Below are 23,628 nucleotides of genomic sequence, written 5' to 3' on the forward strand. Positions count from 1 at the left end.
CATGGACATATCGACACAGAAGTCAGACACGGGCGACACCCCGCCCGCCGCGACCCCGCCGACCGAGACCGCCGAGCAGAAGCGCGCGGCCCGCGGCGCCACCCGACCCGGTGACCGGATCTTCCTCGGTCTCTCCCGCGGCTCGGGCATTTTCCTGTTGGTGATCATGGCCGCCATCGCGGTCTTCCTCACCTACCGGGCCTACCTCGCGATCAGCAAGGACGACGCCAACTTCCTCACCACCTTCGAGTGGAACACCGGCCTCGTCCCGCCTCAGTTCGGCATCGCGGTGCTGGCCTTCGGCACGGTGGTGTCGTCGATCATCGCCATGGTGATCGCCGTCCCGATCGCGGTCGCCATCGCCCTGTTCATCACGCACTACGCGCCGCGCAAGCTGAGCGGCCCCGTCTCGTACGTGATCGACCTGCTGGCCGCCGTACCGTCCATCGTGTACGGCCTGTGGGGCGCGCTGGTGCTCGTACCGCACATGAACGGCCTGTTCGGCTGGCTCAACGACTACTTCGGCTGGACCGGCGTCTTCTCCTGGGACGAGGGCGCCCCGCGCTCCATGCTCACGGTGGGCATCCTGCTGGCCGTGATGATCCTGCCGGTCATCACCAACGTGAGCCGCGAGGTCTTCCGCCAGGTCCCGCAGATGCACGAGGAAGCGGCGCTGGCGCTGGGCGCCACCCGCTGGGAGGTCATCCGCATGTCGGTGATCCCCTTCGGCCGCTCCGGAGTGATCTCGGCGTCGATGCTGGGCCTGGGCCGCGCCCTCGGCGAGACCATGGCGGTCGCCACGGTCCTGTCCCCCGACTTCGACATCCACGCCAGCCTCCTCAACCCCGGCGGCGGCACCTTCGCCCAGAACATCGCCAGCAAGTTCAGCGAGGCGACGGAGTTCGGCCGTGACGCGCTCATCGCCTCCGGCCTGGTCCTGTTCGTCATCACCTTGCTGGTCAACGGCGCGGCACGCATGATCATCGCCCGCCGCGCGGAGTACTCGGGGGCCAACGCATGAGCCACGCAAGCGCAGTAGCCGACAAGAAGCCCAGCACGCTGCAGGGCGCGAGCCTCCCGCGCTGGTCCCCCTGGGCCATCGCCGGCGGTTCCCTCGCCCTCGCGGCCCTCATCGGTGTGGCCGGCGGCCTGGACAGCAAGGTGCAGTGGGGCCTGATCGCCGGCCTGCTCTTCATCGCCGGCACGTACGGCATCGCCGCGAAGATCGAGGGCCGCCGGCAGGCGAAGGACCGGGTGGCGACCAGCCTGGTCTGGGTCGCGTTCATCCTGGCGGTCGTCCCGCTGGTGTCCCTGCTCTGGACGACGATCCAGCGCGGCACGAAGGTCCTCGACGTCTACTTCCTCACCCACTCGATGGGCGTGGTCGCCGACTCCGAGCCCGGCGGCGGCATCTACCACGCCATCATCGGCAGCCTGGAGCAGGTCGGCCTGGCCACCGCGATCGGCGCCCCGGTCGGCATCCTGACGGCGATCTACCTGGTGGAGTACGGCCGCGGCGGCCTGGCGAAGGCGGTCACGTTCTTCGTGGACGTCATGACCGGCATCCCCTCCATCGTCGCGGGCCTCTTCATCCTCAGCCTGATGCTGATGCTGGACATGCAGCCCTTCGGCTTCGCGGGCTCCCTCGCGCTGGCGATCCTGATGATGCCGGTCGTCGTACGCTCGACAGAGGAAATGCTGAAGCTGGTCCCGAACGAGCTGCGCGAGGCGTCTCTCGCCCTGGGCGTCCCGAAGTGGCGCACGATCCTGAAGGTGGTAGTCCCGACGTCGATCGGAGGCATCATCACGGGCGTCATGCTGTCGATCGCCCGGATCGCCGGCGAGACGGCCCCGGTCCTGCTGTTGGTCTTCGGCAACCCGTTCATCAACAACAACCCCTTCGAGGGTGCACAGGCCTCGCTCCCGCTGTACATCTACCAGCAGTACTCGCAGAGCGCGGGTTCGACGGCGGCGTACGACCGTGCCTGGGCGGCGTCGCTCACGCTGATCGCCTTCGTGATGATCCTGAACCTGGTGGCCCGCGGCATCGCCCGCTGGAAGGCACCGAAGACCGGTCGCTGACGCGGCCATACAGCGACTGATCCGTCCGATCCGGAAGTGAAGTAGAAAACATGGCCAAGCGAATCGACGTAAGCGGACTGACCGCCTACTACGGTGCCCACAAGGCGATCGAGGACATCTCGATGTCGGTCGAACCGCGCTCGGTGACGGCCTTCATCGGCCCCTCCGGCTGCGGCAAGTCGACGTTCCTGCGCACGCTGAACCGTATGCACGAGGTGACCTCCGGCGGCCGGGTCGAGGGCAAGGTCCTCCTGGACGACGAGGACCTGTACGGGCACGGCATCGACCCGGTGTCCGTCCGCCGCGAGGTCGGCATGGTCTTCCAGCGCCCGAACCCGTTCCCCACGATGTCGATCTTCGACAACGTGGCGGCGGGCCTGCGCCTGAACGGCAGCTACAAGAAGTCCGAGCTCGCGGACGTCGTCGAGAAGTCCCTCCAGGGCGCGAACCTCTGGAACGAGGTCAAGGACCGCCTGAACAAGCCCGGCTCGGGCCTGTCGGGCGGCCAGCAGCAGCGGCTGTGCATCGCCAGGGCGATCGCGGTGGAACCGAAGGTTCTCCTGATGGACGAACCCTGCTCAGCCCTGGACCCCATCTCCACCCTCGCGATCGAGGACCTGATCGGCGAGCTGAAGGAGCGCTTCACGATCGTCATCGTGACGCACAACATGCAGCAGGCGGCGCGTGTCTCGGACCGCACGGCCTTCTTCAACCTGGCCGCCGTCGGCCAGCCCGGCAAGCTGATCGAGATAGACGACACGGAACGCATCTTCTCCAACCCGTCGGTCCAGGCAACAGAGGACTACATCTCAGGCCGCTTCGGCTAAACCACCCCCCAATCCCCTCGCGGTGCTGCATGGCGGTGCCACCGCGAGGCCCCAAGGAGCCCGCCCCCTGGTCTTCCGGGGGGCGGGCTCATGTTTGGTGGGGGGGGTGGGTCCAGTTTGGTGTGGGGGCGGGCTCAGGTTTGGTGTGGGGGCGGGCTCAGGTTTGGCTTTCGGGGGTTGGGCGGGGGGAGAAGCTTCGGGCGGGGCTTCGTCGAGGGGGGCTCCGCCGGGGGGTGGGGTGGGTCGCGGAGGGGGTGGCTTCGCCGGGGGCTGGAACGCGTGAGCGCGAAGAGGGCAGGGGGCGAGGCCCGGATGGGGTGCAGGGGGCGGAGCCCCGGGGAGGGCGCCCCTTCGACCCACCGAGCCGGACGGGCCGAACCCTGGGACACCGGAGCCCAAGGGCGCAGGAGCGCGGGGGCGGAGCCCTGGACGAAGTAGAGGGGGGCGGAGCCCCGGACACGGGGAAGGGGGCGAAGCCCCCGCCGGGGTAGGGGGCGAAGCCCCGGGGAGGGTGCCCCTTCGACCTACCGAGTCGGGCGGGTGGGTGGGCCATGGCTGGGGTGCAGGGGGCGGAGCCCCCGCCGGGGTTCGGGGCGGAGCCCCGGGGAGGGTGACCCCTCATCCCACCGAGTCGGGCGGGTGGGTGGGCCGGTGGTTGGGGTTCGGGGCGAAGCCCCGGGGAGGGTGACCCATCGACCTACCGAGTCGGGCGGGTGGGTGGGCAGGTTCCCCTAGAGGAATGCCAAGTCCAGCAGCCAGAACGCGCACGCCGCAACAACCGCCGCCGCCGGCATCGTAATAAACCACCCGAGCACAATGTTCTTGGCGACTCCCCACCGCACCGCATTGACCCGCTTGGTCGCCCCCACCCCCATGATCGCCGAAGTAATCACATGCGTCGTGGAAATAGGCGCCTTGAACAAGAACGCCGAGATGAACATGATCGACGCCCCCGTCGTCTCGGCAGCAAACCCCTGCGGCGGATCAAGCTCAATAATCTTCCGCCCAAGAGTCCGCATAATCCGCCACCCACCCGCATACGTCCCGAGCGACAACATCACCGCACAAGAAATCTTCACCCACACCGGAATCGGATCACCGGCCCCCTGAACATCCCCGATGACCAACGCCATCACCACGATGCCCATCGTCTTCTGCGCGTCCTGCAGACCATGCCCCAACGCCATACCCGCCGCCGAAACGGTCTGCGCGATCCGAAAACCCCGCTTGGCCTTGTGCGGATTGGCCCGCCGGAAAATCCACAGAATAGCCGTCATCACCAGATAACCGACGACAAGCCCCACCACCGGCGACACGAACATCGGAATGACGACCTTGTCGAGCACCCCGGACCAGATGACCTCCGTCCCTCCGGCGAGCGCAGCCCCCACCATCCCCCCGAACAACGCGTGCGAGGAAGAGGACGGCAACCCGAAATACCACGTGACGAGATTCCAGACGATCGCCCCGACCAACGCGGCGAACAGAATCCCCATCCCCTTGGACCCCTCAGGGGTCTCGATCAGCCCGCTGCTGACGGTGTGCGCGACACCGCTCCCCAGAAATGCACCGGCAAGGTTCATCACGGCGGCCATGGCCAACGCGGCGCGCGGCGTCAGCGCCCGAGTGGAAACAGACGTGGCAATGGCATTCGCCGAGTCGTGAAAGCCGTTCGTATACGTGAATCCGAGCGCGACGCCAATGGTCACGATCAGAGCAAAGGTGTCCATGAAAGGTTCAGGACTCCTTGACCGCGATGGTCTCCACCGTGTTGGCCACGTGCTCGAAGGCGTCGGCGGCCTCCTCCAGCACATCCACGATCTGCTTCAGCTTGAGCACCTCGATGGCGTCGTACTTGCCGTTGAACAGATGCGCCAGCAGCTTCCGGTGGATCTGGTCGGCCTGGTTCTCGAGCCGGTTGACCTCGATCCAGTACTCGGTGAGGTTCTCCATGGTCCGCAGATTCGGCATGGCCTCGGCCGTCAGCTCGGCCGCCCGCGCCAGCACCTCGATCTGCTGCTCGACCCCCTTGGGCAGCTCCTCCACGTTGTAGAGGACGACCAGGTCGACGGCCTCCTCCATGAAGTCCATGATGTCGTCGAGGCAGGACGCGAGGTTGTAGATGTCCTCACGGTCGAACGGCGTGATGAACGAGGAGTTCAACTGATGGAAGATCGCGTGCGTGGCATCGTCACCCGCGTGCTCCGCGGCCCTCATACGCTCTGCGATCTCGGCCCGGCCGGCGGTGTCCGCCCCGAGCAGTTCCATGAGGAGTTTCGAGCCCGTGACGATGTTGTCCGCGGACGCGGCGAACATGTCGTAGAAGCTCGTCTCCCTGGGGGTCAGACGAAAGCGCACGTGGGGTCCTCAGGATGCATCGATTCGGTCAGGCTGATGCTAGGCGCATCATCCGGCCACGGCTAATGGGCCGTCCAACAGTGTCGCCCATCGGAAAGACCGTCCGGCAGGGGGGCGACCGGCGAAGTCCCCGCTGGGCCCGTGTACCCGCCAAAGTTCGGTACGATATACCCAGTAGGGGTATATGTCAGGAGCAGGAGCCGGAGCGCTGGAGGACAAGATGACGACCACCGAGGCCGGCCCGCAGACCCCCACCCCCAACAGCACCCCGAAGGCCACCCCCACCCCGGAGCACACACCCGAAACAGCGGTCGAGGTCCAAGCCCAGGCCAAGTCGCAGGTCCACGGCTACCACAAACAGAAGGACGAACACCTCAAGCGCCTGCGCCGCATCGAGGGCCAGATCCGCGGCCTGCAACGCATGGTCGACGAGGACACCTACTGCATCGACATACTCACCCAGGTGTCCGCCTCCACCAAGGCCCTGCAGTCGTTCGCGCTGCAACTGCTGGAGGAACACCTGCGCCACTGCGTGGCCGACGCGGCCCTCAAGGGCGGCACGGAAATCGACGCAAAGGTAGAGGAAGCAACAAAGGCAATCGCCCGCCTCCTACGAACCTGACTCACCCGAACCACCACGCGCCGTCGAACCCCGCACCCGGCCGTGCGCCGCACCCTCGCCCCGCTCCCCTTCCCGCTCCTCCCCCACCCGCAACACCAGATCGATGCTCTCCAGGCTGAGCCGTTCCTCCCCCGCCGCCGAGGCCGCGATGATCAGCTCTCCGCACAGTTCGATCTCGGCGAGGGCCACGTTGTCCTGAACTGCCGTACCGCCGCCCGGAGCCACGCGCATCACCTCGTCTCTGCCGTCACCGACTTTCTGGAGTGACTTCCTAGAGTAGGGAGCGCTCTACACCGCGCGCATGGCACGGACGGGCTAGTCCTTGTGCCCACCCTGTGGCTGAATCTGTCCGTTCGGAGCGACTTCACTCCTCCGCGATCCGCCCCGCGTAAATATCCCCGGCGGCCGGCAACCGCACCTCGACCGGCAACCCGAACTCGTACAACAAGGTCGTGGACGCGACAGCGACGACGTCCTTGCGCTGCCCGTTGACGAAACTGAACCGGTGCCGCACCTTCCGGATGCGCCCCTCGTCGTCGAGGTAGACGTCGAACGGCACCCGAGCCGTGGCGAACCCCTTCGCCGCCGCCCGCAGCGCGTCCCGGCCCCCCGCCGACGCGTCCGCGGCGGCCACCGCCAGATCGGCCGTCCCGCGATAGTGCCGCACCGCCGTCCCGGCCACCTCGGTCCGCCCGACGTACGTCGCCGTACGCGCCCCTCGCAGCACCTCGGCGGCGGCGAACGGATCGGTGGCCCCGCCGGTCACCAGGTTCCCGTCCGACAGCGTCGCCGTCTCCACCCGCACCCACTTGTCGGCCGGCACGCCGGCACCCCGGTTCTTCATGAACAGCGCTCCGGGCGCGAGGAGTTCGGTGATCGGCCGGTGCTCACTGACCCCGGACGGATCCTGCGGCAGCAGCACCTTGAACTCCCCGAGCTGCTTGCGGTAGTCGTACACCCCCTGGCCCCGGATGGTCACCCGGGTCCCGCCGGTGGCCATCTCCATCGACGTCCGCGCCTTCGACGTGCCCGCCTCGACGAGGGTGTCGGCGGCCCGGTGCAACGTCTCGACGGGATCGGCCGCCCGGCCGTCCTCCGCGCCGCCCCCAGCCCCGGAACACCCGGCGGCGGCACACGCGCAGACCCCCGCCACCAGCCCCGAAAGGACCGCCGCCGCCACCTGCCGCCGCTGCCGCTCCGCCATGGCCTGCCTACCCCCAGCCGGTACGTCCGTCACGGGCCCCGTGTCGTCCGCTTAACGACGGCTGACTGCCCCCGTCACGCGACACCGCGGCGCGCGACCGGTCTGCGCCCGGCTTGCGACCGCCATACGGGTGGTTTCCCTCAACCTGGGTAGCGTTGTGTCCGTGACACAGCAGGACGGCGCAGACCTTCCCCGCAGCGACGGGGACCACAGCACCACGACCGTCGAGCAGGGCCGCTTCTGCCTGGCCCGCTGCACCTGCGGCTGGCGCGGCCCGGCCCGCAGAGCGAGAAGCCTCGCGAGAACGGACGCGGAGCGCCACACCCACACCTGACCACACCCACACCTGACCACACCCACACCTGACCGCACCCGCATCCCCCCGCACCCGCGCCTCACCGCCCCCACGCCTGCCCCCCCCTCGACGTCACCGTTCCGCCACAGGTCCCGCCACCGCCACCCCCGCCGGAACCTGTGGTCCCCCACCCCCGTCTCGCTCCATGAAGCCGACGAAGCCGACCAAGGCGACGAAGGCGACCGGCGGTCGAGGGAAGGCAGGCGGCAAGGGCATGGAACGGCGTACGTTCATCGCGGGCGGCACGGCAACGGTCGCCGCGGCGGTCACCGCGTGCAGGACCACCGGAGTCACCGGAGCGACCGGAGTCACCGGTGACGCGAAGGCAGCCGGCACCACCACCCCCCTCACCACCACCAGCGTCTCCGCCCCCGCCGACTGGACCGCGCTGGCCCGCGACCTGGACGGCATCCTCGTCCGCCCCGGCGACGCCTCCTGGACGACGGCCCACCAGCTCTACAACACCCGCTTCGACAGCCTCAAACCGGCGGCCGTGGCCTACATCGCCCACGCCGACGACATCCGCACCGCCCTGGCGTACGCCCGCACGCACGGCACGAAGGTCGCGATCCGCAACGGCGGCCACTCCTACGGCGGTTGGTCCTCCGGCGACGGCCGGCTGATCATCGACGTGTCCAAGCTGAACCGGGTCCGGGCGAGCGGCACGACGGCCGTGGTCGGCGCGGGATCCAAGTTGATCGACGTCTACCGGGCGCTGGCCGCGAAGGGCGTGACGATCCCGGCGGGCTCCTGCCCGACGGTCGGCGTCTCCGGTCTGGTCCTCGGCGGCGGCCACGGCGTCGTCTCCCGCGCCTACGGCCTGACCTGCGACAGCCTCACCCGGGCCACGGTCATCACCGCCGACGGCAAACAGCTCACCGCCGACGCGACGACGAACAAGGACCTGTTCTGGGCGCTGCGCGGAGCCGGCAACGGCAACTTCGGCATCGTCACGGAGCTGGAGTTCAAGACCCACCCCGCGCCCCAGGCGGTGACGGGCTACCTCACCTGGCCCTGGTCCAGGGCAACCGCGGTGATCAAGGCCTGGCAGGAGTGGGGGCCGTCCCAGCCCGACGAGATCTGGTCGTCCCTGCACCTCGCGAACTCACCGGGCGGCACCCCGACCATCTCGGTCGCCGCGTTCTGCATCGGCACCTACGGCCAGCTCCAGAACGCCGTGGACCGGCTGGCGGACCGGGTCGGCGCCCCCGCGACGAGCGTCTCGCTGCGCCGCCGTACGTACGAGGCGGCGATGGAGGTCTACGCCGGCTGCTCGTCCTTCTCCGCCGACGCCCAGTGCCACCTGCCGGGCTCGACGCCGGGCCGCTCCCCGCAGGGCGCGCTGGGCCGAGAGACGTACGCGGCCCGCTCGGACTTCTTCGACCGCTCGCTCTCGGCGGCGGGCATCGCGGCCCTGCTGAAGCAGATGAAGGCGGTCCAGGGCGGCTCGGGCAGCATCGCGCTGACGGCGCTGGGCGGCGCGGTGAACCGGGTGTCCCCGACCGCGACGGCGTTCGTCCACCGCCGCTCGCGCATGCTGGCGCAGTACATCGCGTCATGGCGGGCGGGGACCACGGGCACGGCGGCGCAGTCGTGGCTGAATACCGCCCACAAGGCGATGTCCCCGTACGCCTCGGGCGCGGCGTACCAGAACTACGCGGACCCGACCCTGCCGAACTGGCGCAAGGCGTACTACGGCGACGCGCTCCCGCGCCTGACCCAGTTGAAGAAGCAGTACGACCCGACCGGCTTCTTCACCTACCCCCAGGCCCTCTGAGCCCCAGGCCCTCTGAACCGAAAGACGTCAGAGGCTGCCCTGGGGCGAGGCTGCCCGTCGGCTATGCGGCGAGATCCCGCTCCTCCGCGGCGACCTCGCTGCGCGCCCCCGGCGCGAACCCGTCCCGTTCCCCGAGCCGGGCGGCCCGGCTGCGGACGAGCCACCCGAGCCGGGGCGACCGGTCGACGGCCTTCAGCACCGGGGTGAGCAGCATGGAGGCGACGGGCGACAGCAGCAGGGCCACGGCGGTCCCGAGCGCGAAGCCGCCCACCACGTCGGTCGGGTAGTGCACGCCCATGTAGACCCGGCAGAACCCTTCGAGCAGGGCGATCACTATCCCCACCACCCCGAACTTCCGGCTGGCGACGAACAGCCCGACGGCCATGGCCATGGTGATGGTGGCGTGGTCGCTGACGAAGGAGTAGTCGGTCTTGCCGGAGACCAGCACCTCCAGCCCCTGGTGGTCGAGGAAGGGCCGGGGCCGCTCCACGAAACCCCGTATGGGCACGTTCACCAGTACGGCGATCGCGGCGGCGAGCGGCGCCCACACCAGGGCGGCGACAGACGAAGCGGCGTCCTCGGCCCCACCGGGCCGCCTCCGCACCCCCCACCAGCACGCCACGATCAACAGCACCATCGCGAGCAGCAGCCCGTACTCGCCCACGAACCCGACCGTGCGGTCGAGCCAGCCCGGGGCGTCCTTGGCGAGGCCGTTGATGTCGTAGAGCAGGTCGACGTCAGGGTTCGACCCGGATTCGGCGAGTCCAGCCATGGTGCTGCGGCCCCTTCGTCGTGTGCTGCCCGGCGCACCTCACATGCGCCCGCTTCAACAGGAACGCACGGTCCCGGTTGATACGTTCCACTCTCCACTGAATGATCACTCAGACGTTATCGAAGAGAGACACGTCTGCGCAGCTCAGAGGCCCGGTCCCAGCCCGTCTCAGACCGTCGTGGGGAGCGCTTTCGCGCCATCTTCGGTGACCCGGGTGGCCCCGAAGTACTCGGCGGTGTCGATGGGGTCGAACCGGATGACCGCCCCCGTGTAGGGCGCGTTGATCATGTACCCGCCGCCGACGTACATGCCCACGTGGTGGATGGCCCGCGAGTTGCCGGGATCGGTCGAGAAGAACACCAGGTCCCCCGGCAGCAGCTCGCTGCGCTTGGGGTGCGGTCCGGCGTTGTACTGGTCGTTGGCGACCCGGGGCAGCGTGATCCCGACACTCTCGTACGCGGCCTTGGTCAACCCGGAGCAGTCGAACCGTCCGCCCTGGTCAGCGGTGCCGTTGCCGCCCCAGAGGTAGGGCGTGCCGAGCTTCTTCTGCGCGTAGTAGATGGCCCCGGCGGCCTGCTTCGACGGATCCACCCGGCTGACGGGAGCGGCGAAGGACTCCTCCAGCGTCGTGATCGTCTTCACGTAGTTCTGGGTCTCCTTGTACGGCGGCACCCCGCCGTACCTGACGACCGCGTCCGGCCCCGCGTTGTAGGCCGCGAGCATGTTCCTGGTGATGTCGCCGGGCACGGTCTTCACGTACGAAGCGAGCTGGCAGTCGTACGACGCGGCCGATGGAATCGCGTCATTCGGGTCCCAGACGTCGCGGTCGCCGTCCCCGTCGCCGTCGACGCCGTGCGTGGCCCAGGTTCCCGGGATGAACTGCGCTATCCCCTGCGCGGCGGCGGCGCTCTGCGCCCTCGGGTTGAACCCGCTCTCCTGGTAGAGCTGGGCGGCGAGCAGCGCGGGGTTGATGGCGGGGCAGAGGTTGCCCCATTTCTGCACGAGCGTCTGATAGGCGGTCGGCACGGCCCCCTTGGCCAGCGACCTGGTCGCCCCGGCCACGCCGTTGGTGATGTTCCCGCCGACGACGTACACCCCGACGACGAGCGCCATCATGAAGGCGACCCCGGCCCCGACGACAGCGGTCGCTACGATCCATCCCTTACGCACCGTCAACCGCCCCTCACCGCCCAGGAGTCCGCCCCCGACAGTGTAGGGGCGACCCCCACGCGACGGGGTGACCACGCACCAGGAGAGACCCGCACGCGGCGACCCCCTACCCCGCACGGCACCCGGCCCAACCCAACCCGGGCGCCCCACAAGGTGGTCACGCGCAGAACGGTCCCCAGCACCCGGCCTACGCACCCCCGGCCACGGCATACGGCCGGCCCTGATACGGCCAAGACCTGATCGTGAGCGCGGTCGGTCAGCCGGGGACTACGAGCCGGAGGCCGCGTCCCGGTACAGCTCCGCGGCCTCCGCACCCAGCACCACGCTGTACGAGATGTCGGGCGTGGCCCCGCCCTGTTCGTGGCCGCCCAGGATGCCCACGACCTCGTCGTCGCCGTTCACCCAGGGGCTGCCGCTGGTGCCGCCGGTGAAGTCGGGGCAGTCGATGCGCTGCTGGGTGGCGGTGTGGGAGGTGGGCCGGTTCGTGCAGCGGATCGGCACGTCGAGGGAGTCGGGGTAACCGGTGACGGTCACGGCGGTGGCCCCGGTGGTGGTACGGGCCACGAACCGATTGCCGCCGACGACGTCCTCGACACCCTTCCCGTCCCGCTCCCCGAGCACCGCGAACGCCACGTCGCTGTCCTCGTGCTGCCCCTTGGCCCACCCGTCGGGCAGGAAGGACCGCTCGACCTTCCAGATCCCGTAGGGGGCCGTACCCGCCCGGTACCCGGGGACGAACACCAGCGCACCGACCCCGCTGCTGAGGCAGTGCGCGGCGGTGGCGATGAGGTCGCGGTGCGGACTGTGCACGACGGAGGCGGTGCAGAAGTGCTCACCGGTGAGTTTGCCGGCCTCGGCGTCGGCCGCGCTGAACAGCGCGCCGATCCGCGCGGACTGCGCCGTCGCCACTGCGACGGCCGTCACCCCCAGGGGGCCGGGCCCGCCGTCGGCAGCCGCTTCGGAGGCGGAGGTGACGGCCAGCATGACGACCGCACCGAGCAGGGCGTTTCGCTTCATCGGGTTCACTGTGTCCCACGAAGGTGAGAGAAACGTCAGACGCGTGCTTTCCCATACGACGCTACCCGCACTCGGCCCACACAACCTCCCCACCGTTTCCGTTCTCAGAAAGGACGCCCCCGTGGCTGACATCCCCTCCGACCTCACCTGGACCCGCGCGGCCCCGCCGGACGCGACCGGCCCCGGCCCCTGGATCGAGATCGCCTTCGGCGAGGGCGACGACGGCGAGGCGCCCGTCTACCTCCGCGAGACCAGCGACCCGGAGAACGTCGTCACCACCAACCGCCGTAAATGGGACGCGTTCGTCCTGGGCGTCCAAGCAGGCGAATTCGACCACTTCGTAGAAGGCGTGGAGGGCGTATAGGCCCTCCGAAGGAACCTGACCCCACCCCCACACACCTGACACCCCCCGCCTGACGCCCCACACCCCTCACGCGTCACCCCGCACCACCGCATGAAGATGCTGGTCGTGCCACCCGTCGGCGTGCAGCAGAGCGCCCCGCATGGTGCCCTCATACACGTACCCCGCCTTCGCGGCCACCCGGCACGACGCCTCGTTGGCCACGGCGTGGCACAGCCGCAGCCGGTGCAGACCGAGCTCGTCGAAGGCCCACCGGGTCAGCCGCCCGACGGCCGCGACGGCGACGCCGGCCCCCCGGGCGGCCGGCAGCAGCCAGTAGACGATCTCCGCGCTGCCCCCGGCGAGATCGAGGTCGTTCCACCCGACAAGCCCGACGACCTCACCACCGCCCTCATCACTCCCCTCGCCACCGCCGGACGGAGACCGCGCGGCGATCGCCCAGATCGCACCGGTCTCCGCCCGCCACCGCTCCCGCATCCGCTCGATGCGCAGCGCCGCCGCCTCCCGGTCCCGCACGGCGAGCAGGTTCCACTGCCCGATGGCCGGATCCCGACCGGCCGCCACCAAGGCGTCCGCGTCCCCCACCGCCCAGGGCCGCAACTCCAGCCCACCCGGCGAACGCGGGAGCCCGAGCACCGGCTGCTCAGCACAGGCCATCCGACCTGCGGGAACCACGGCGGGCACGCCGGTCAGAGGCACGGCGGGCACAGCGGGCACAGCGGGCACAGCGGGCAAGGGACCGTCGGCGTTCATCGCGGCATCGTGCCACAGGCGTCCCCGGACCACCGGAGGTCAAGTCCCGGCCATCCGCACACCATCCGCCAGCCATTGGCGGGCAATTCTCCAACCCCTTTCAGTAAGGCGGAAGTCAGGATTCCACCGGCCGTCTTGTTGTCGCGTACTCAACAAGCACACAGTGACGGCGGGCCGCCGCCCGCCGCCGGGTCCTCGTACCGGTGGCACGCATCACCCCCCACCCGCACCGCCCCTGCCACTCATCCCCAGGAGCTGTCCGTTGCGTACGACGACTTCCCCCAACACCTCTGCCATATCCGGCAGATGGCGCCGTGTGAGCGCCTCGGCCCTCGGCACCGCAGCACTCGTGCTCGCCGGAATCGGCACCGCGGCCCACGCGAGTGCGGTGCCCACGGCCACCCTCAAGGCCCCGTCGGTCGCCAAGACCGCGGCCGGCAAGGTCACTTGGGCGGCCACCCCCTGCGCCGTCCCGAAGCACAAGGGCGACCTGGCCTGTAACTCCTACCGCGTGACCGGCGGCACCACGGCCTTCCAGAAGGAACGCGCCGCCGTGACCGGCAAGTCCGCCGGCGTCACCCCGAAGGCCGCCTCCGCCAGCCCCACCGGCTACGGCCCCTCCGACCTCCAGGACGCCTACGGCCTGACCGACGCGGCCTCGAGCAACGGCTCCGGCGAGACCATCGCCATCGTCGACGCCTACGACGACCCGAACGCCGCCGCCGACCTCGCCAAGTACCGCGCGCAGTACGGCCTCCCGGCCTGCACCGTCGCCAACGGCTGCTTCAAGAAGGTCAGCCAGACCGGCTCCACTACCTCCCTCCCCACCGCCGACAGCGGCTGGGCCCAGGAAGAGTCCCTGGACCTCGACATGGCCAGCGCGGTCTGCCCGAACTGCAACATCCTGCTCGTCGAGGCCACCTCCTCGTCCATGGCCAACCTCGGCAAGGGCGTCAACGAGGCCGTCTCCCTCGGCGCGAAGTTCGTCTCCAACAGCTACGGCGGCGGCGAGTCCTCCTCCGACACCTCCTACGACTCCTCGTACTTCAAGCACCCCGGCGTCGCCATCACCGTCAGCGCGGGCGACGAGGGCTACGGCGCCGAGTACCCGGCCGCCTCCAAGTACGTGACGTCCGTCGGCGGCACCGCCCTCTCCAGCTCCTCCACCAGCCGCGGCTGGACCGAGAAGGTCTGGAACACCAGCTCCACCGAGGGCACCGGCTCCGGCTGCTCCGCCTACGACGCCAAGCCGACCTGGCAGACCGACACCGGCTGCGCCAAGCGCACCATCTCCGACGTCTCGGCCGTGGCCGACCCGGCGACCGGCGTCTCGGTCTACGACTCCTACGGCGTCACCGCCGGCTGGTACACCTTCGGCGGCACCAGCGCCTCCGCGCCCATCATCGCCGCGGTCTACGCCCTCGCCGGCACCCCCGGCAGCAGCGACTACCCGGTCTCGTACCTCTACTCGGCGGCCGACACCTCGGCCCTGAACGACGTCACCAGCGGCAGCAACGGCACCTGCTCCTCCAGCGCCGCCTACCTCTGCACCGCCGAGTCGGGCTACGACGGCCCCACCGGCCTCGGCACCCCGGAGGGCACGGACGCCTTCACCGGCTGATCCCCCGTCACGCCTCCAGCACACACCTCCAGCACACACAAGCAGCCACAGTGGGGCCGTGGGGGCCACACGTGGTGAACGGCGAGCGGGCCGCGGCATCCAGCCGCGGCCCGCTCGCCGTTCCCGCATGTCCGCCGTTCGTCACGCTCGCCGTTCGTGAGGAGAACCACAGGTCGTGAGAACATCGAACCGTACGCTCACCCGACCAACCGTCAGAACCGGCGCACAGCCGTGAAGTGGGCTAACGACGGAACCACACCACAGGTTCCGCTCCGGCCTCATTGCCCGGCGTGACCTGCCGTGATACACAGAGTGACCGTACGAGCCATTCGTACGAATCCCGCCCATCAAAGACGCCAAGTCGACATACGACGGCGGATTTGTCGGCGAGAATGAGGCGTGACCTCTGCACACCGGCAGAGGAGCGGCAGAACTACCCACCAGGGGCGGTGACTTACATGCTGTTTGCGGCCGACAAGGGCGATATCAACACCATCATCGGCGGGATCGCTCCGGACTGGGGGCCCTTCGGCAGCCTGGGCAACGAGGCGAAGGTGATGATCGAGGTCGTGATGGCGGTCGCCATCCTGCTCTGCCTCGGCATCGCCATCTGGGGCGCGGCCAAGCAACGCATCGGCGCGACCGCCCTACGGGACACCTTCAGTGCGGAACAGGGCAAGGGCCTCATCATCGCGGGCCTGACGGGCGTCTTCATCATCGGCTCCCTCGGGACACTCTTCACGATCGTGTACGGCATGGCCGTGTAGCAGGAGTCCCGCGCACCACCCCGTCCCGTCCGGGCGCGCCCGGCCCGCCGTCCCCACCCACCTGTCGTGCCCACCGGCTGAGGTTGCGTTTCCCTGATGTCCCTGATGTCGAGTCACCACACCGCGCCCGCGCGGGAACCAGCACGGCTACCGTCGTACTTCTACGCGGTCCGGTACGGCAGCAAGGGGGCGTACGCGGCATGACTCCCGGCGACGAACACGACTACGGCGAACCCGCACGCCCCGACGAGGGCCGCGGCTACGGCGGAACCCGCCTGCGCCTCCCCGAGAACGACCCCTACGGCGGCGCCGGCCAAGGCCCCCGCTCCTCCTCCCGGAGCCTGGTCACGGTCGTCGGCGTCGTCGTCCTCCTCATCGCGGCGATCGCCTTCGCGAACCGCGGAGGAGACGATTCCGCATCCACCTCGGCCGACGGCTCCACCCCCGCCAACAAGCCGAAGACGACGAGCACGGCCCCCACCGGCACAAAGCCGGTCGAGTCGAAGACGAACAACATCCCTTCCGGCTTCGCGCACGACGCGCAGGGCGCCCAGAGCGCCGCCTCCAACTACGCCGTGGCACTGGGGTCGGCGGACATGTTCGTCACGGACCGACGGCACCAGATCGTCGACACCGTGTACGCACCCGCCGTCGCCGCCACCCGGCAGTCCGCCCTGGACACCGCGTACGCGAGCGAGACGTTCCTGAGCAACATCGGGCTCGACAAGGACGGCACCGCCCCGGACGGCCAGACCTTCGTCTCCCGGATCATTCCCGTGGGCACCAAGGTCACCGCGTCCGCCGCGAACAACGCCACCGTCGAGGTCTGGTACACGTCGCTCTTCGGTCTCTCGGGCGCGGCCTCGACCAACCCCGTCTCCGAGAGCTGGTTCACCACCACCTACCAGCTCGCGTGGACCGACAACGACTGGAAGGTCACCGACTTCCAGCAGAAGGACGGGCCCGTTCCGGTCGGGCGCGACCAACAGGCCTCCACCGCCGACGACATGACGAAGGCCGTCGAGGAGTTCGGAGGGTTCACCTATGCGCGCTAAGCACCTGCCCCTCAAGGTGACGGCCGCCCTGGCCGCCGTTCAGACCACAGCCGTGCTGCTGGCCACCCGCGCCGTCGCCGCGCCGTCGCCCAGCGCGTCTCCGTCCCCCTCCGCGTCCCCGAGCGACAGCGCCTGCAGCGAACTCATCCGCGGCCCCGCCAGGGACTACTGCGAAAAGGGGGAGAACCCGTCCTCCGGCACCGTCGCCCCCAACGTCTCCGACACCCTCGACCCCCTCTCCTCCCTCGCCAAGGGCTGTGCCGACGCCGCCGCCTGGACCGTCAACAAGCTCAGCGACGCCGTGAAGGACACGGCGAACGTCGACTTCACGAACGAGAAGTTCCTCAAGCAGTACGCCGTCGTCTTCGCCGCCTCGACCGTCCTGACGCTCCTGCTGTGGCTCCTCGCCGTCGCCAAGCGGGCGGTGCGCGGAGTCCCCCTCACCACCGCCATCGGCGAAGCCGTCGGCTTCCTCTGGCTCACCGTCCTCGCCTCCGCCTTCACCCCCCTCATCCTCTACACCGTCGTCTCCGCCACCGACGGCATCACCGACGTCCTCGCGAAGACCACCGGCAACCAGACCGACACGTTCTTCGGCACCTTCTCCGCCGCCCTCGCCAAGGGCGAGGACATCGGCGGCGGCCCGATCATGCTGATCGTCGTCTCACTCGTGTCGATCCTCGCCGCCGGCGTCCTCTGGCTGGAGCTCGTCCTGCGCGCCGCCCTCCTCTACATCGGCGCGCTCCTCGGCACCGTCGTCTACGCGGGCCTGGTCGACAAGCACCTGTGGAGCCACGTCCGCCGCTGGGCCGGCATCATGATCGCCGTCATCCTGGTCAAACCGGTCATCGTGATAGTGCTCGGCCTCGCCGGCGCGCTGGCCAGCGACGACGGCCCCAACGCCTTCTCCGCCGTCGTCTCCGGCCTCTCCATCATCCTGCTCGCCATCTTCGCCAGCGCGATGATCTACCGCTTCGTCCCCGGCTTCGGCGACGAGATCGCCAGCGGCCGCAACAACCGCATCATGCAGGGCGCCGAAGGCAAGGCCGCCGCCGTCATCAGCAGCCCCGCGACCCTCGTCGCCCAGGGCATCAAGACCCACAGCACCCGTGCGGACAACAACGGCGGCGGCCAGTCCGGCGGCGGCTCCGGCGCCCGCCCGTCCAACCCCGTCAGCGGCGGGGTCGCCGCGCACAGCTCGCGCTCCTCGAACGGGGGCGGCGGATCTGTCCCCTCCGCCGCACCCGCACCCCGCGCGAGCAGCCCGGTCAACACCCCGCACGCTGGCAACAACCGCAACAGCAGCCCCAACCGCACGGGAGGTGAAGGGCGTTGACGACCGATTCCCACCTGTCCCACGCGATGACGCCCCGCCGCACATATCTGATCGGCCGCGCCCGGCCGAACGCGATCGTCGGCCGCAACCGCGAGACCGGCGAGATCGCGCTCATCGTCATCGGCGCGTTCCTCGGCATGATGTGCGGCCTCCTCGTCCCCGTCCTCCCCCTGCGCATCGCCACGCTCAGCGGCTTCCCGATGCTCGCGCTGGCCGCCGTCTACGTGCCGTACAAGCACCGCACGTTCTACAAGTGGTTCGAGATCAACCGCAGTTACAAGCGCAGCCTCCGCCAGGGCACCACGTACCGCTCGACCGCCATGGAGGCCGGCACCCGCCTCGACGGCCAGGAGATCGAGATCGGCCCGCCCCCGGGCATCGGCCGCATCAGTTGGCTCGCCGCCCCCTTCGGGCCCGACGAGATCGCCGTACTCCTGCACGCCGACCGGCGTACGGTGACGGCGGCCATCGAGATCGAGGGCCCGGGCGTCGGCCTGCGCGACAGCGAGGACCAAGAGGCCCTCGTCGACCGCTTCGGCACCCTCCTCAAGCATGTGGCCAACGGCGACGGCTTCGTCACCCGCCTCCAGATGCTCGCCCGCACCCTCCCCGCCGACCCCGACGCCCACGCCAAGGACGTCGCCGTACGCGGAGACGAGAAGTCCCCCGACTGGCTGGCCCGCTCCTACGACCAGCTCCAGTCCATGGTGTCCACGAGCAGCGAACAGCACCGCGCCTACCTCGTCGCCTGCATGCACTACACCCGCGAACTCGCCGCCGAGGCCCACGCCATGGCCCGCGCCGCCCGCCCCCGCTCCGGCCGCAAACTGGACCGCGACGCCGGCCTCGCCGTCGTCATGGCCCGCGAGCTGACGGACATCTGCTCCCGCCTCCAGGAGGCGGACATCCGCGTCCGCCAGCCCCTCGGACAGGGCCGGCTCGCCTCCCTCGTCCACTCCATGTACGACCCGGACCACCCCATCGACCACATCCAGGCGATGACCAAGCGCAACGCCTGGCCGGCCGAACTGGACGCCGTACAGCCGACGTTCCTCCAGGCCAAGACCCGCGAGTCGTCCACCCGCGCCCCCTGGTGCCACGCCACCGCATGGGTGAAGGAGTGGCCGATGACCCCCGTCGGCGTCAACTTCCTGGCCCCCCTCCTCGTCCACACCCCGGACGTCATCCGCACGGTCGCCGTCACGATGGACCTCGAACCCACCGAGGTCGCCATCGAACGCATGCTGACCGAGAAGACCAACGACGACGCCGAGGCCAGCCGCGCCGCCAAGATGAACCGCACCGTCGACCCCCGCGATGTCGCCGCCCACTCCCGCCTCGACCAGCGCGGCGAGGACCTCGCCTCCGGCGCGGCCGGCGTCAACCTGGTCGGCTACATCACCGTCTCCTCCCGCACCCCCGAGGCCCTCGCCCGCGACAAACGGACGATAAGGGCCTCGGCCGGCAAGTCGTACCTGAAGCTGGAGTGGTGCGACCGAGAGCACCACCGGGCGTTCGTGAACACCCTCCCGTTCGCCACCGGAATCCGAAGGTAGGGGCTGATGAGCTGATGCGGGATCCGCTGTCCGTCCTCACGGACGCCTTCACCTCCTTCCTCTTCGGCAAGATCGAGACGACCCGGCTGCCGGTACGCACCTCCACGGGCCAGGCCCAGGCGGTCTACCTGCCGACGGCCGCCCCCGGCCTCGGCGACTCCGGCGTCATCATCGGCCGCGAGGTCTACTCCGGAAAGGGGTACATCTACGACCCCTTCCAGCTCTACGGCCAGCAGCTCCCCGCGCCGCACTGGCTGGTCCTCGGCGAGTCCGGAAACGGCAAGTCGGCCCTGGAGAAGACCTACGTCCTGCGCCAGCTCCGCTTCCGCGACCGCCAGGTCGTCGTCCTGGACGCCCAGGGCGAGGACGGCGTCGGCGAATGGAACCTCATCGCGCAGGCGCTGGGCATAACCCCCATCCGCCTGGACCCGACGGCCGCCCTGGACATGGGAATCCGCCTCAACCCCCTGGACCCGTCGATCACCACGACAGGCCAGTTGGCGCTGCTGCGCACCATCATCGAGGTGGCGATGGGCCACAGCCTCGACGAACGCTCCGGCTTCGCCCTCAAGGTCGCCCACGCCTACGTCAACGAGACGATCGTCGAACGCCAGCCGGTCCTGATGGACATCGTCGAACAACTCCGCCACCCCGAACCGGAGTCGGCGGAGGCGATGAACGTCGCCATAGACGACGTACGGGCCTGGGGCCTGGACGTGGCACTCGTCCTCGACCGCCTGGTCGACGGCGACCTCCGAGGCATGTTCGACGGCCCCACCACGGTCGGCATCGACCTCGACGCCCCCCTCATCGTGTTCGATTTGTCCCACATCGACCGCAACTCGATCGCCATGCCCATCCTGATGGCGATCGTCGGGGTCTGGCTCGAACACACCTGGATCCGCCCCGACCGGAAGAAGCGCATCTTCCTGGTCGAGGAGGCCTGGCACATCATCAACAGCCCGTTCGTGGCCCAGTTGTTCCAGCGACTGCTGAAGTTCGGCCGCCGCCTCGGCCTGTCGTTCGTGGCGGTGGTCCACCACCTGTCGGACGTCGTGGACGGAGCGGCGGCGAAGGAAGCGGCCGCGATCCTGAAAATGGCGTCGACAAGGACGATCTACGCGCAGAAAGCCGACGAGGCGAGGGCGACAGGCCGCGTCCTGGGTCTCCCCCGCTGGGCGGTCGAGATCATCCCCACCCTCACCCCCGGCATCGCGGTCTGGGACGTCAACGGCAACGTACAGGTGGTGAAACACCTGGTCACAGAGACGGAACGGCCCTTGGTCTTCACCGACCGCGCCATGACGGAATCCTCCGCCGACCAGGCGGCCGCAGCCGACGACGACGCCCTCCTCGCCGCCGAACTGGAACAGGAACGCCGAGCGGCGGCCTTCATGGAACAACACCTGGCCGACCTGGACGGCTCGTCCGAGTCGACGGTGGCGTAAGGGGGCCGGGGACCGAGGGATGAGACCAACCGACGAACACCACCGCCAGGGAAGGCCCCAAGGGGGCGTCCCCGACGGCCTGCTGGTGGGCATACTCGCGTTCCTGCTGGGCATGACGCTCCTGGTCTGGACGGCGACCGGCCTGGCAGCCCTCTTCTCCCACGGCGCCTGGCCCACCGGCGTCACCTTCACCCGCACCCCCCTGGCCATGCGCCACCTCATCGCCCAACCCCACGACATCCCCGGCGCCTGGCCAGAGGCATCCCCACCCACCCTCTCGGGCTACGGCCTCTTCTGGGGCCTGTTCATCGGCCAACTGATGATCCTGCTCGTCCTGACGGTCTTCACCATGGGCACCGTCGCAAGGTGGCGAGCGGTACGAGCAAGGAGACGAACGGGCGCAACGGAAACGGCCGACGCCACGACTCCGACACCGCTGACAGCACCGGCGACAGGGCACGAGGTACCGGTGCAGAGGACGGAGCCCGGGGTCGGGATCGGACCACGGGGCGAGGCAGAGCCGCCCGCATGGCTGACCCCCAGGCCGCCAGCCCCCGAGCCGACGCCGACCTCTACGTCTCTGTTGCCGGCTGCACAGCCGGATGGGACGGCTGTGGCGGCTGAGGCGGACGCGTGGGAGACGACCCGCCCCGAAGGCTCCGTGCACTACGCCCCCGCGGCAACCCGCCACGCCACCGCGGCCCAGGCCATCCGAGACGCCGAGGGCGGCCCTGCCCTCATCCTCACCTCCAACCCCGTCCTCTGGCAGGACACCAAGGACGCCCGAGCCAAACTGGGCCCGGTCCACCTCTACGACCCCACCCACCGCTGCGACACCCCTGCCCGCCTGCACTGGTCCCCCACTGCGGGCTGCGCGGACAAGGCGACGGCAGTGGCGAGAGCCGCTGCGCTCCTGACCCCCGTCCGCCCCACCGCGCGCCTCGACCAGGCGGTCAGCGACACCGCGGAGATCCTCCTCCGCAGCTATCTCCACGCCGCCGCCATCGACGGCCGCACGATCCGCCACGTCCACCGCTGGTCCCAGGGCACCGGAATCCAGGATGCGGTCCGTGCCCTGCGCACCAACCCGAAGGCGGCCCCGGGCGCGGCCGGCGAACTCGAAGCCGCCCTCACCGCCCACCCCGAACGCCGCGACATCGCCCAGGAACTGACGTCCCGTGCCCTGGCCGCCCTCTCCACGGTGAACATCCGCGAGGCCTGCACTCCCAACCGAAGTGATGCCCTCGCCTTGGATTCCTTCGTGAACGAAGGGGGAACGCTTTATGTGCTCGGTGAATCCATCGAGGACCCCAGGTCGAACCCCGGCGCGATGCCCCTCCTGACGGCCCTCGTCTCCAGCGTGGTCGAGCGCGGCCGGCGCATGGCCGAACGGTCATCCTCCGGTCGCCTCGACCCACCACTGACCCTGATCCTGGACGACGTGGCGGCGGTCGCCCCGATCTCCGAGCTCCCGGACCTCCTGGCCACCGGCACGGACCGCGGCCTCCCCACCCTGGCCCTGCTCCGCTCCCGCGAACAGGCCAAGGCCCGCTGGCCCCACCACGAACTCCCGGTATAGGTCGCCAGAAACGCACTACGGCCGCTCGACGACCATCTCCAACTCACGCTCCTCCGCGTCCCCCAGCAGCACGACCACCCCGGTGGCCACGAACCCGACCTTTCCGTAGAACCGCAGGGCCCGGCCGTTGTCCTCGTGCACGATGAGCCGCACCCGCTCGGCCTCCCGGCTCCAGGCCCATTCGAGCCCCGCGTCGAAGAGCACCTCGGTGAGCCCGATGCCCCGGCACTCCGGCCGCACGAACACGCCGACGATGTGTCCCTGCCGCTGCTCGACCGGGAACCCGGCCCAGTCGGTCGTCCCGGCCTCTTCCAGGAGTACGGTCACGGTCCCGACCCACTCACCGTCCGGCCCCTCGGCCACGATCTGCTGGGCCCCGCCGGCACCCACCGAGGCCCCCACAGCCCGCTCCTGCCAGAAGGAATCCGGCCTGGCAGCGGCAGCGTCGTACGTCTCGAGAAAAGCGAGATGCGCGACCGGATCCCGCAACGCGACGAGCCGCAGCTCCTTCGCAGCGGCCCACTCGTCGGCGCGTATGGAACGGATCTGGTAGTTCATGTGCACCACCGTAACGGAAACGCAGAAAAGCCCCGTATCGATTATTCGATACGGGGATTTTCGCAATATTTGTTCGGCGGTGTCCTACTCTCCCACAGGGTCCCCCCTGCAGTACCATCGGCGCTGTAAGGCTTAGCTTCCGGGTTCGGAATGTAACCGGGCGTTTCCCTCACGCTATGACCACCGAAACACTATGAAACTGTTTCAGCCGCACCACACCCTGTGGCCCAGGGATATGGGGCTGTTCGTGGTTTCAGAACCAACACAGTGGACGCGAGCAACTGAGGACAAGCCCTCGGCCTATTAGTACCAGTCAGCTTCACCCATTACTGGGCTTCCACATCCGGCCTATCAACCCAGTCGTCTACTGGGAGCCTTAACCCCTCAAAGGGGGTGGGAATACTCATCTC

At 69.5% G+C, this 23,628-nt stretch carries 23 protein-coding genes and 2 rRNA genes; 14 read left to right on the forward strand and 11 right to left on the reverse strand.

The features are described 5' to 3' along the window. The first annotated feature begins 1 nt into the window (after nt 1). From pstC to pstB, 3 genes are read left to right on the forward strand one after another with little or no spacing between them, the layout of a single operon-like run. Nucleotides 2-1,021: a phosphate ABC transporter permease subunit PstC gene (gene pstC / locus BMZ82_RS28340; RefSeq protein WP_093780235.1), complete on the forward strand. Its 1,020-nt coding sequence runs from the start codon at nt 2-4 to the stop codon at nt 1,019-1,021. Beyond that, a complete protein-coding gene (gene pstA, locus BMZ82_RS28345) occupies nt 1,018-2,082 on the forward strand; it encodes a phosphate ABC transporter permease PstA (protein ID WP_093780236.1) in 1,065 nt (354 codons plus the stop codon). The genes pstC and pstA overlap by 4 nt, the downstream gene beginning before the upstream one ends. 50 nt (nt 2,083-2,132) lie before the next feature. After that, on the forward strand, nt 2,133-2,909 hold the full coding sequence (pstB, locus tag BMZ82_RS28350; protein ID WP_093780237.1) for a phosphate ABC transporter ATP-binding protein PstB: 777 nt from the start codon (nt 2,133-2,135) through the stop codon (nt 2,907-2,909). Between the two features lie 731 nt (nt 2,910-3,640). Here the strand turns inward: pstB and BMZ82_RS28355 are convergent. Continuing rightward, nucleotides 3,641-4,639 carry an inorganic phosphate transporter gene (locus tag BMZ82_RS28355; RefSeq protein WP_093780238.1) on the reverse strand — a complete coding sequence of 333 codons (999 nt, stop codon included), beginning with the start codon at nt 4,637-4,639 and terminating at the stop codon, nt 3,641-3,643. A 7-nt stretch (nt 4,640-4,646) separates the two neighbouring features. Further along, nucleotides 4,647-5,267: a DUF47 domain-containing protein gene (locus BMZ82_RS28360; RefSeq protein WP_037678700.1), complete on the reverse strand. Its 621-nt coding sequence runs from the start codon at nt 5,265-5,267 to the stop codon at nt 4,647-4,649. A gap of 220 nt (nt 5,268-5,487) precedes the next feature. Here BMZ82_RS28360 and BMZ82_RS28365 point away from each other — a divergent pair, with 220 nt between their 5' ends. Further along, nucleotides 5,488-5,889, forward strand: coding sequence for a metal-sensitive transcriptional regulator (locus BMZ82_RS28365; RefSeq protein ID WP_093780239.1), 402 nt, complete (start codon nt 5,488-5,490; stop codon nt 5,887-5,889). On the opposite strand, the gene BMZ82_RS28370 is transcribed toward BMZ82_RS28365, so the two are convergent. Both BMZ82_RS28370 and BMZ82_RS28375 read right to left on the reverse strand, forming a co-directional pair. Then, complete coding sequence (locus BMZ82_RS28370) at nt 5,878-6,120, reverse strand: hypothetical protein (RefSeq protein WP_093780240.1); 243 nt, start codon at nt 6,118-6,120, stop codon at nt 5,878-5,880. The two genes, BMZ82_RS28365 and BMZ82_RS28370, sit on opposite strands and share 12 nt — an antisense overlap. 133 nt (nt 6,121-6,253) lie before the next feature. After that, nucleotides 6,254-7,093: an SCO4651 family lipoprotein gene (locus BMZ82_RS28375; protein ID WP_093780241.1), complete on the reverse strand. Its 840-nt coding sequence runs from the start codon at nt 7,091-7,093 to the stop codon at nt 6,254-6,256. Between the two features lie 163 nt (nt 7,094-7,256). Here BMZ82_RS28375 and BMZ82_RS40920 point away from each other — a divergent pair, with 163 nt between their 5' ends. Together BMZ82_RS40920 and BMZ82_RS28380 are read left to right on the forward strand one after the other, a co-directional pair. Next, nucleotides 7,257-7,427 carry a hypothetical protein gene (locus tag BMZ82_RS40920; RefSeq protein ID WP_177244696.1) on the forward strand — a complete coding sequence of 57 codons (171 nt, stop codon included), beginning with the start codon at nt 7,257-7,259 and terminating at the stop codon, nt 7,425-7,427. A 235-nt stretch (nt 7,428-7,662) separates the two neighbouring features. Continuing rightward, the gene (locus BMZ82_RS28380) at nt 7,663-9,225 is read left to right on the forward strand and encodes an FAD-binding oxidoreductase (protein ID WP_093780259.1); all 1,563 of its coding nucleotides are present in this window, start codon (nt 7,663-7,665) and stop codon (nt 9,223-9,225) included. 61 nt (nt 9,226-9,286) lie between these two features. Here BMZ82_RS28380 and BMZ82_RS28385 read toward each other — a convergent pair whose 3' ends face one another. From BMZ82_RS28385 to BMZ82_RS28395, 3 genes are all read right to left on the reverse strand, one after another. Further along, complete coding sequence (locus tag BMZ82_RS28385) at nt 9,287-9,997, reverse strand: phosphatase PAP2 family protein (protein ID WP_093780242.1); 711 nt, start codon at nt 9,995-9,997, stop codon at nt 9,287-9,289. Between the two features lie 168 nt (nt 9,998-10,165). Further along, nucleotides 10,166-11,173 (reverse strand): C40 family peptidase, encoded by a 1,008-nt coding sequence (locus BMZ82_RS28390; RefSeq protein WP_093780243.1) that lies wholly within the window; start codon nt 11,171-11,173, stop codon nt 10,166-10,168. 261 nt (nt 11,174-11,434) lie between these two features. Beyond that, nucleotides 11,435-12,184 (reverse strand): trypsin-like serine peptidase, encoded by a 750-nt coding sequence (locus BMZ82_RS28395; protein ID WP_093780244.1) that lies wholly within the window; start codon nt 12,182-12,184, stop codon nt 11,435-11,437. Between the two features lie 121 nt (nt 12,185-12,305). On the opposite strand from BMZ82_RS28395, the gene BMZ82_RS28400 reads away from it, so the two are divergent. Continuing rightward, nucleotides 12,306-12,548: a DUF397 domain-containing protein gene (locus BMZ82_RS28400; RefSeq protein ID WP_093780245.1), complete on the forward strand. Its 243-nt coding sequence runs from the start codon at nt 12,306-12,308 to the stop codon at nt 12,546-12,548. 66 nt (nt 12,549-12,614) lie between these two features. On the opposite strand, the gene BMZ82_RS28405 is transcribed toward BMZ82_RS28400, so the two are convergent. After that, a complete protein-coding gene (locus tag BMZ82_RS28405; RefSeq protein WP_256252152.1) occupies nt 12,615-13,202 on the reverse strand; it encodes a GNAT family N-acetyltransferase in 588 nt (195 codons plus the stop codon). Nucleotides 13,203-13,560: 358 nt separating this feature from the next. On the opposite strand from BMZ82_RS28405, the gene BMZ82_RS28410 reads away from it, so the two are divergent. The 7 genes from BMZ82_RS28410 to BMZ82_RS28440 all read left to right on the forward strand — a co-directional run bounded on the left by BMZ82_RS28410 (nt 13,561) and on the right by BMZ82_RS28440 (nt 22,660). Continuing rightward, the gene (locus BMZ82_RS28410; protein WP_093780247.1) at nt 13,561-14,919 is read left to right on the forward strand and encodes a S53 family peptidase; all 1,359 of its coding nucleotides are present in this window, start codon (nt 13,561-13,563) and stop codon (nt 14,917-14,919) included. 458 nt (nt 14,920-15,377) lie between these two features. After that, nucleotides 15,378-15,686, forward strand: a complete 309-nt coding sequence (locus tag BMZ82_RS28415; RefSeq protein ID WP_003991275.1) for a hypothetical protein — start codon at nt 15,378-15,380, stop codon at nt 15,684-15,686. Between the two features lie 200 nt (nt 15,687-15,886). Then, nucleotides 15,887-16,741: a hypothetical protein gene (locus tag BMZ82_RS28420; RefSeq protein WP_177244697.1), complete on the forward strand. Its 855-nt coding sequence runs from the start codon at nt 15,887-15,889 to the stop codon at nt 16,739-16,741. Further along, entirely contained in the window at nt 16,731-18,077 is a 1,347-nt protein-coding gene (locus BMZ82_RS28425) for a hypothetical protein (RefSeq protein WP_093780248.1), read from the forward strand. The genes BMZ82_RS28420 and BMZ82_RS28425 overlap by 11 nt, the downstream gene beginning before the upstream one ends. Further along, nucleotides 18,074-19,633, forward strand: a complete 1,560-nt coding sequence (locus tag BMZ82_RS28430; protein ID WP_093780249.1) for an SCO6880 family protein — start codon at nt 18,074-18,076, stop codon at nt 19,631-19,633. The genes BMZ82_RS28425 and BMZ82_RS28430 overlap by 4 nt, the downstream gene beginning before the upstream one ends. Nucleotides 19,634-19,647: 14 nt before the next feature. Then, complete coding sequence (locus tag BMZ82_RS28435) at nt 19,648-21,081, forward strand: ATP-binding protein (RefSeq protein ID WP_093780250.1); 1,434 nt, start codon at nt 19,648-19,650, stop codon at nt 21,079-21,081. Nucleotides 21,082-21,100: 19 nt separating this feature from the next. After that, complete coding sequence (locus BMZ82_RS28440) at nt 21,101-22,660, forward strand: type IV secretory system conjugative DNA transfer family protein (protein ID WP_093780251.1); 1,560 nt, start codon at nt 21,101-21,103, stop codon at nt 22,658-22,660. A gap of 15 nt (nt 22,661-22,675) precedes the next feature. Here the strand turns inward: BMZ82_RS28440 and BMZ82_RS28445 are convergent, their stop codons facing one another. The 3 genes from BMZ82_RS28445 to BMZ82_RS28455 all read right to left on the reverse strand — a co-directional run. Beyond that, the gene (locus BMZ82_RS28445) at nt 22,676-23,218 is read right to left on the reverse strand and encodes a GNAT family N-acetyltransferase (RefSeq protein WP_093780252.1); all 543 of its coding nucleotides are present in this window, start codon (nt 23,216-23,218) and stop codon (nt 22,676-22,678) included. A gap of 71 nt (nt 23,219-23,289) precedes the next feature. Then, nucleotides 23,290-23,406, reverse strand: a 5S ribosomal RNA gene (gene rrf / locus BMZ82_RS28450). A 95-nt stretch (nt 23,407-23,501) separates the two neighbouring features. Continuing rightward, nucleotides 23,502-23,628 (reverse strand): 23S ribosomal RNA (locus BMZ82_RS28455); the annotation flags it as partial.

This window comes from Streptomyces sp. yr375, from assembly GCF_900110755.1.
Classification (GTDB): domain Bacteria; phylum Actinomycetota; class Actinomycetes; order Streptomycetales; family Streptomycetaceae; genus Streptomyces.

Coding starts and splice junctions, on each gene's coding strand:
- BMZ82_RS28375 (WP_093780241.1), bottom strand. CDS start 7,093: ATGGCGGAGCGGCAGCGGCGGCAGGTGGCGGCGGCGGTCCTTTCGGGG.
- BMZ82_RS28420 (WP_177244697.1), top strand. CDS start 15,887: ATGACTCCCGGCGACGAACACGACTACGGCGAACCCGCACGCCCCGAC.
- BMZ82_RS28425 (WP_093780248.1), top strand. CDS start 16,731: ATGCGCGCTAAGCACCTGCCCCTCAAGGTGACGGCCGCCCTGGCCGCC.
- BMZ82_RS28445 (WP_093780252.1), bottom strand. CDS start 23,218: ATGAACTACCAGATCCGTTCCATACGCGCCGACGAGTGGGCCGCTGCG.
- BMZ82_RS28405 (WP_256252152.1), bottom strand. CDS start 13,202: ATGGCCTGTGCTGAGCAGCCGGTGCTCGGGCTCCCGCGTTCGCCGGGT.
- BMZ82_RS28365 (WP_093780239.1), top strand. CDS start 5,488: ATGACGACCACCGAGGCCGGCCCGCAGACCCCCACCCCCAACAGCACC.
- pstB (WP_093780237.1), top strand. CDS start 2,133: ATGGCCAAGCGAATCGACGTAAGCGGACTGACCGCCTACTACGGTGCC.
- pstA (WP_093780236.1), top strand. CDS start 1,018: ATGAGCCACGCAAGCGCAGTAGCCGACAAGAAGCCCAGCACGCTGCAG.
- BMZ82_RS28355 (WP_093780238.1), bottom strand. CDS start 4,639: ATGGACACCTTTGCTCTGATCGTGACCATTGGCGTCGCGCTCGGATTC.
- BMZ82_RS28435 (WP_093780250.1), top strand. CDS start 19,648: ATGCGGGATCCGCTGTCCGTCCTCACGGACGCCTTCACCTCCTTCCTC.
- BMZ82_RS28380 (WP_093780259.1), top strand. CDS start 7,663: ATGGAACGGCGTACGTTCATCGCGGGCGGCACGGCAACGGTCGCCGCG.
- BMZ82_RS28440 (WP_093780251.1), top strand. CDS start 21,101: ATGAGACCAACCGACGAACACCACCGCCAGGGAAGGCCCCAAGGGGGC.
- BMZ82_RS28385 (WP_093780242.1), bottom strand. CDS start 9,997: ATGGCTGGACTCGCCGAATCCGGGTCGAACCCTGACGTCGACCTGCTC.
- BMZ82_RS28370 (WP_093780240.1), bottom strand. CDS start 6,120: ATGCGCGTGGCTCCGGGCGGCGGTACGGCAGTTCAGGACAACGTGGCC.
- pstC (WP_093780235.1), top strand. CDS start 2: ATGGACATATCGACACAGAAGTCAGACACGGGCGACACCCCGCCCGCC.
- BMZ82_RS28415 (WP_003991275.1), top strand. CDS start 15,378: ATGCTGTTTGCGGCCGACAAGGGCGATATCAACACCATCATCGGCGGG.
- BMZ82_RS28395 (WP_093780244.1), bottom strand. CDS start 12,184: ATGAAGCGAAACGCCCTGCTCGGTGCGGTCGTCATGCTGGCCGTCACC.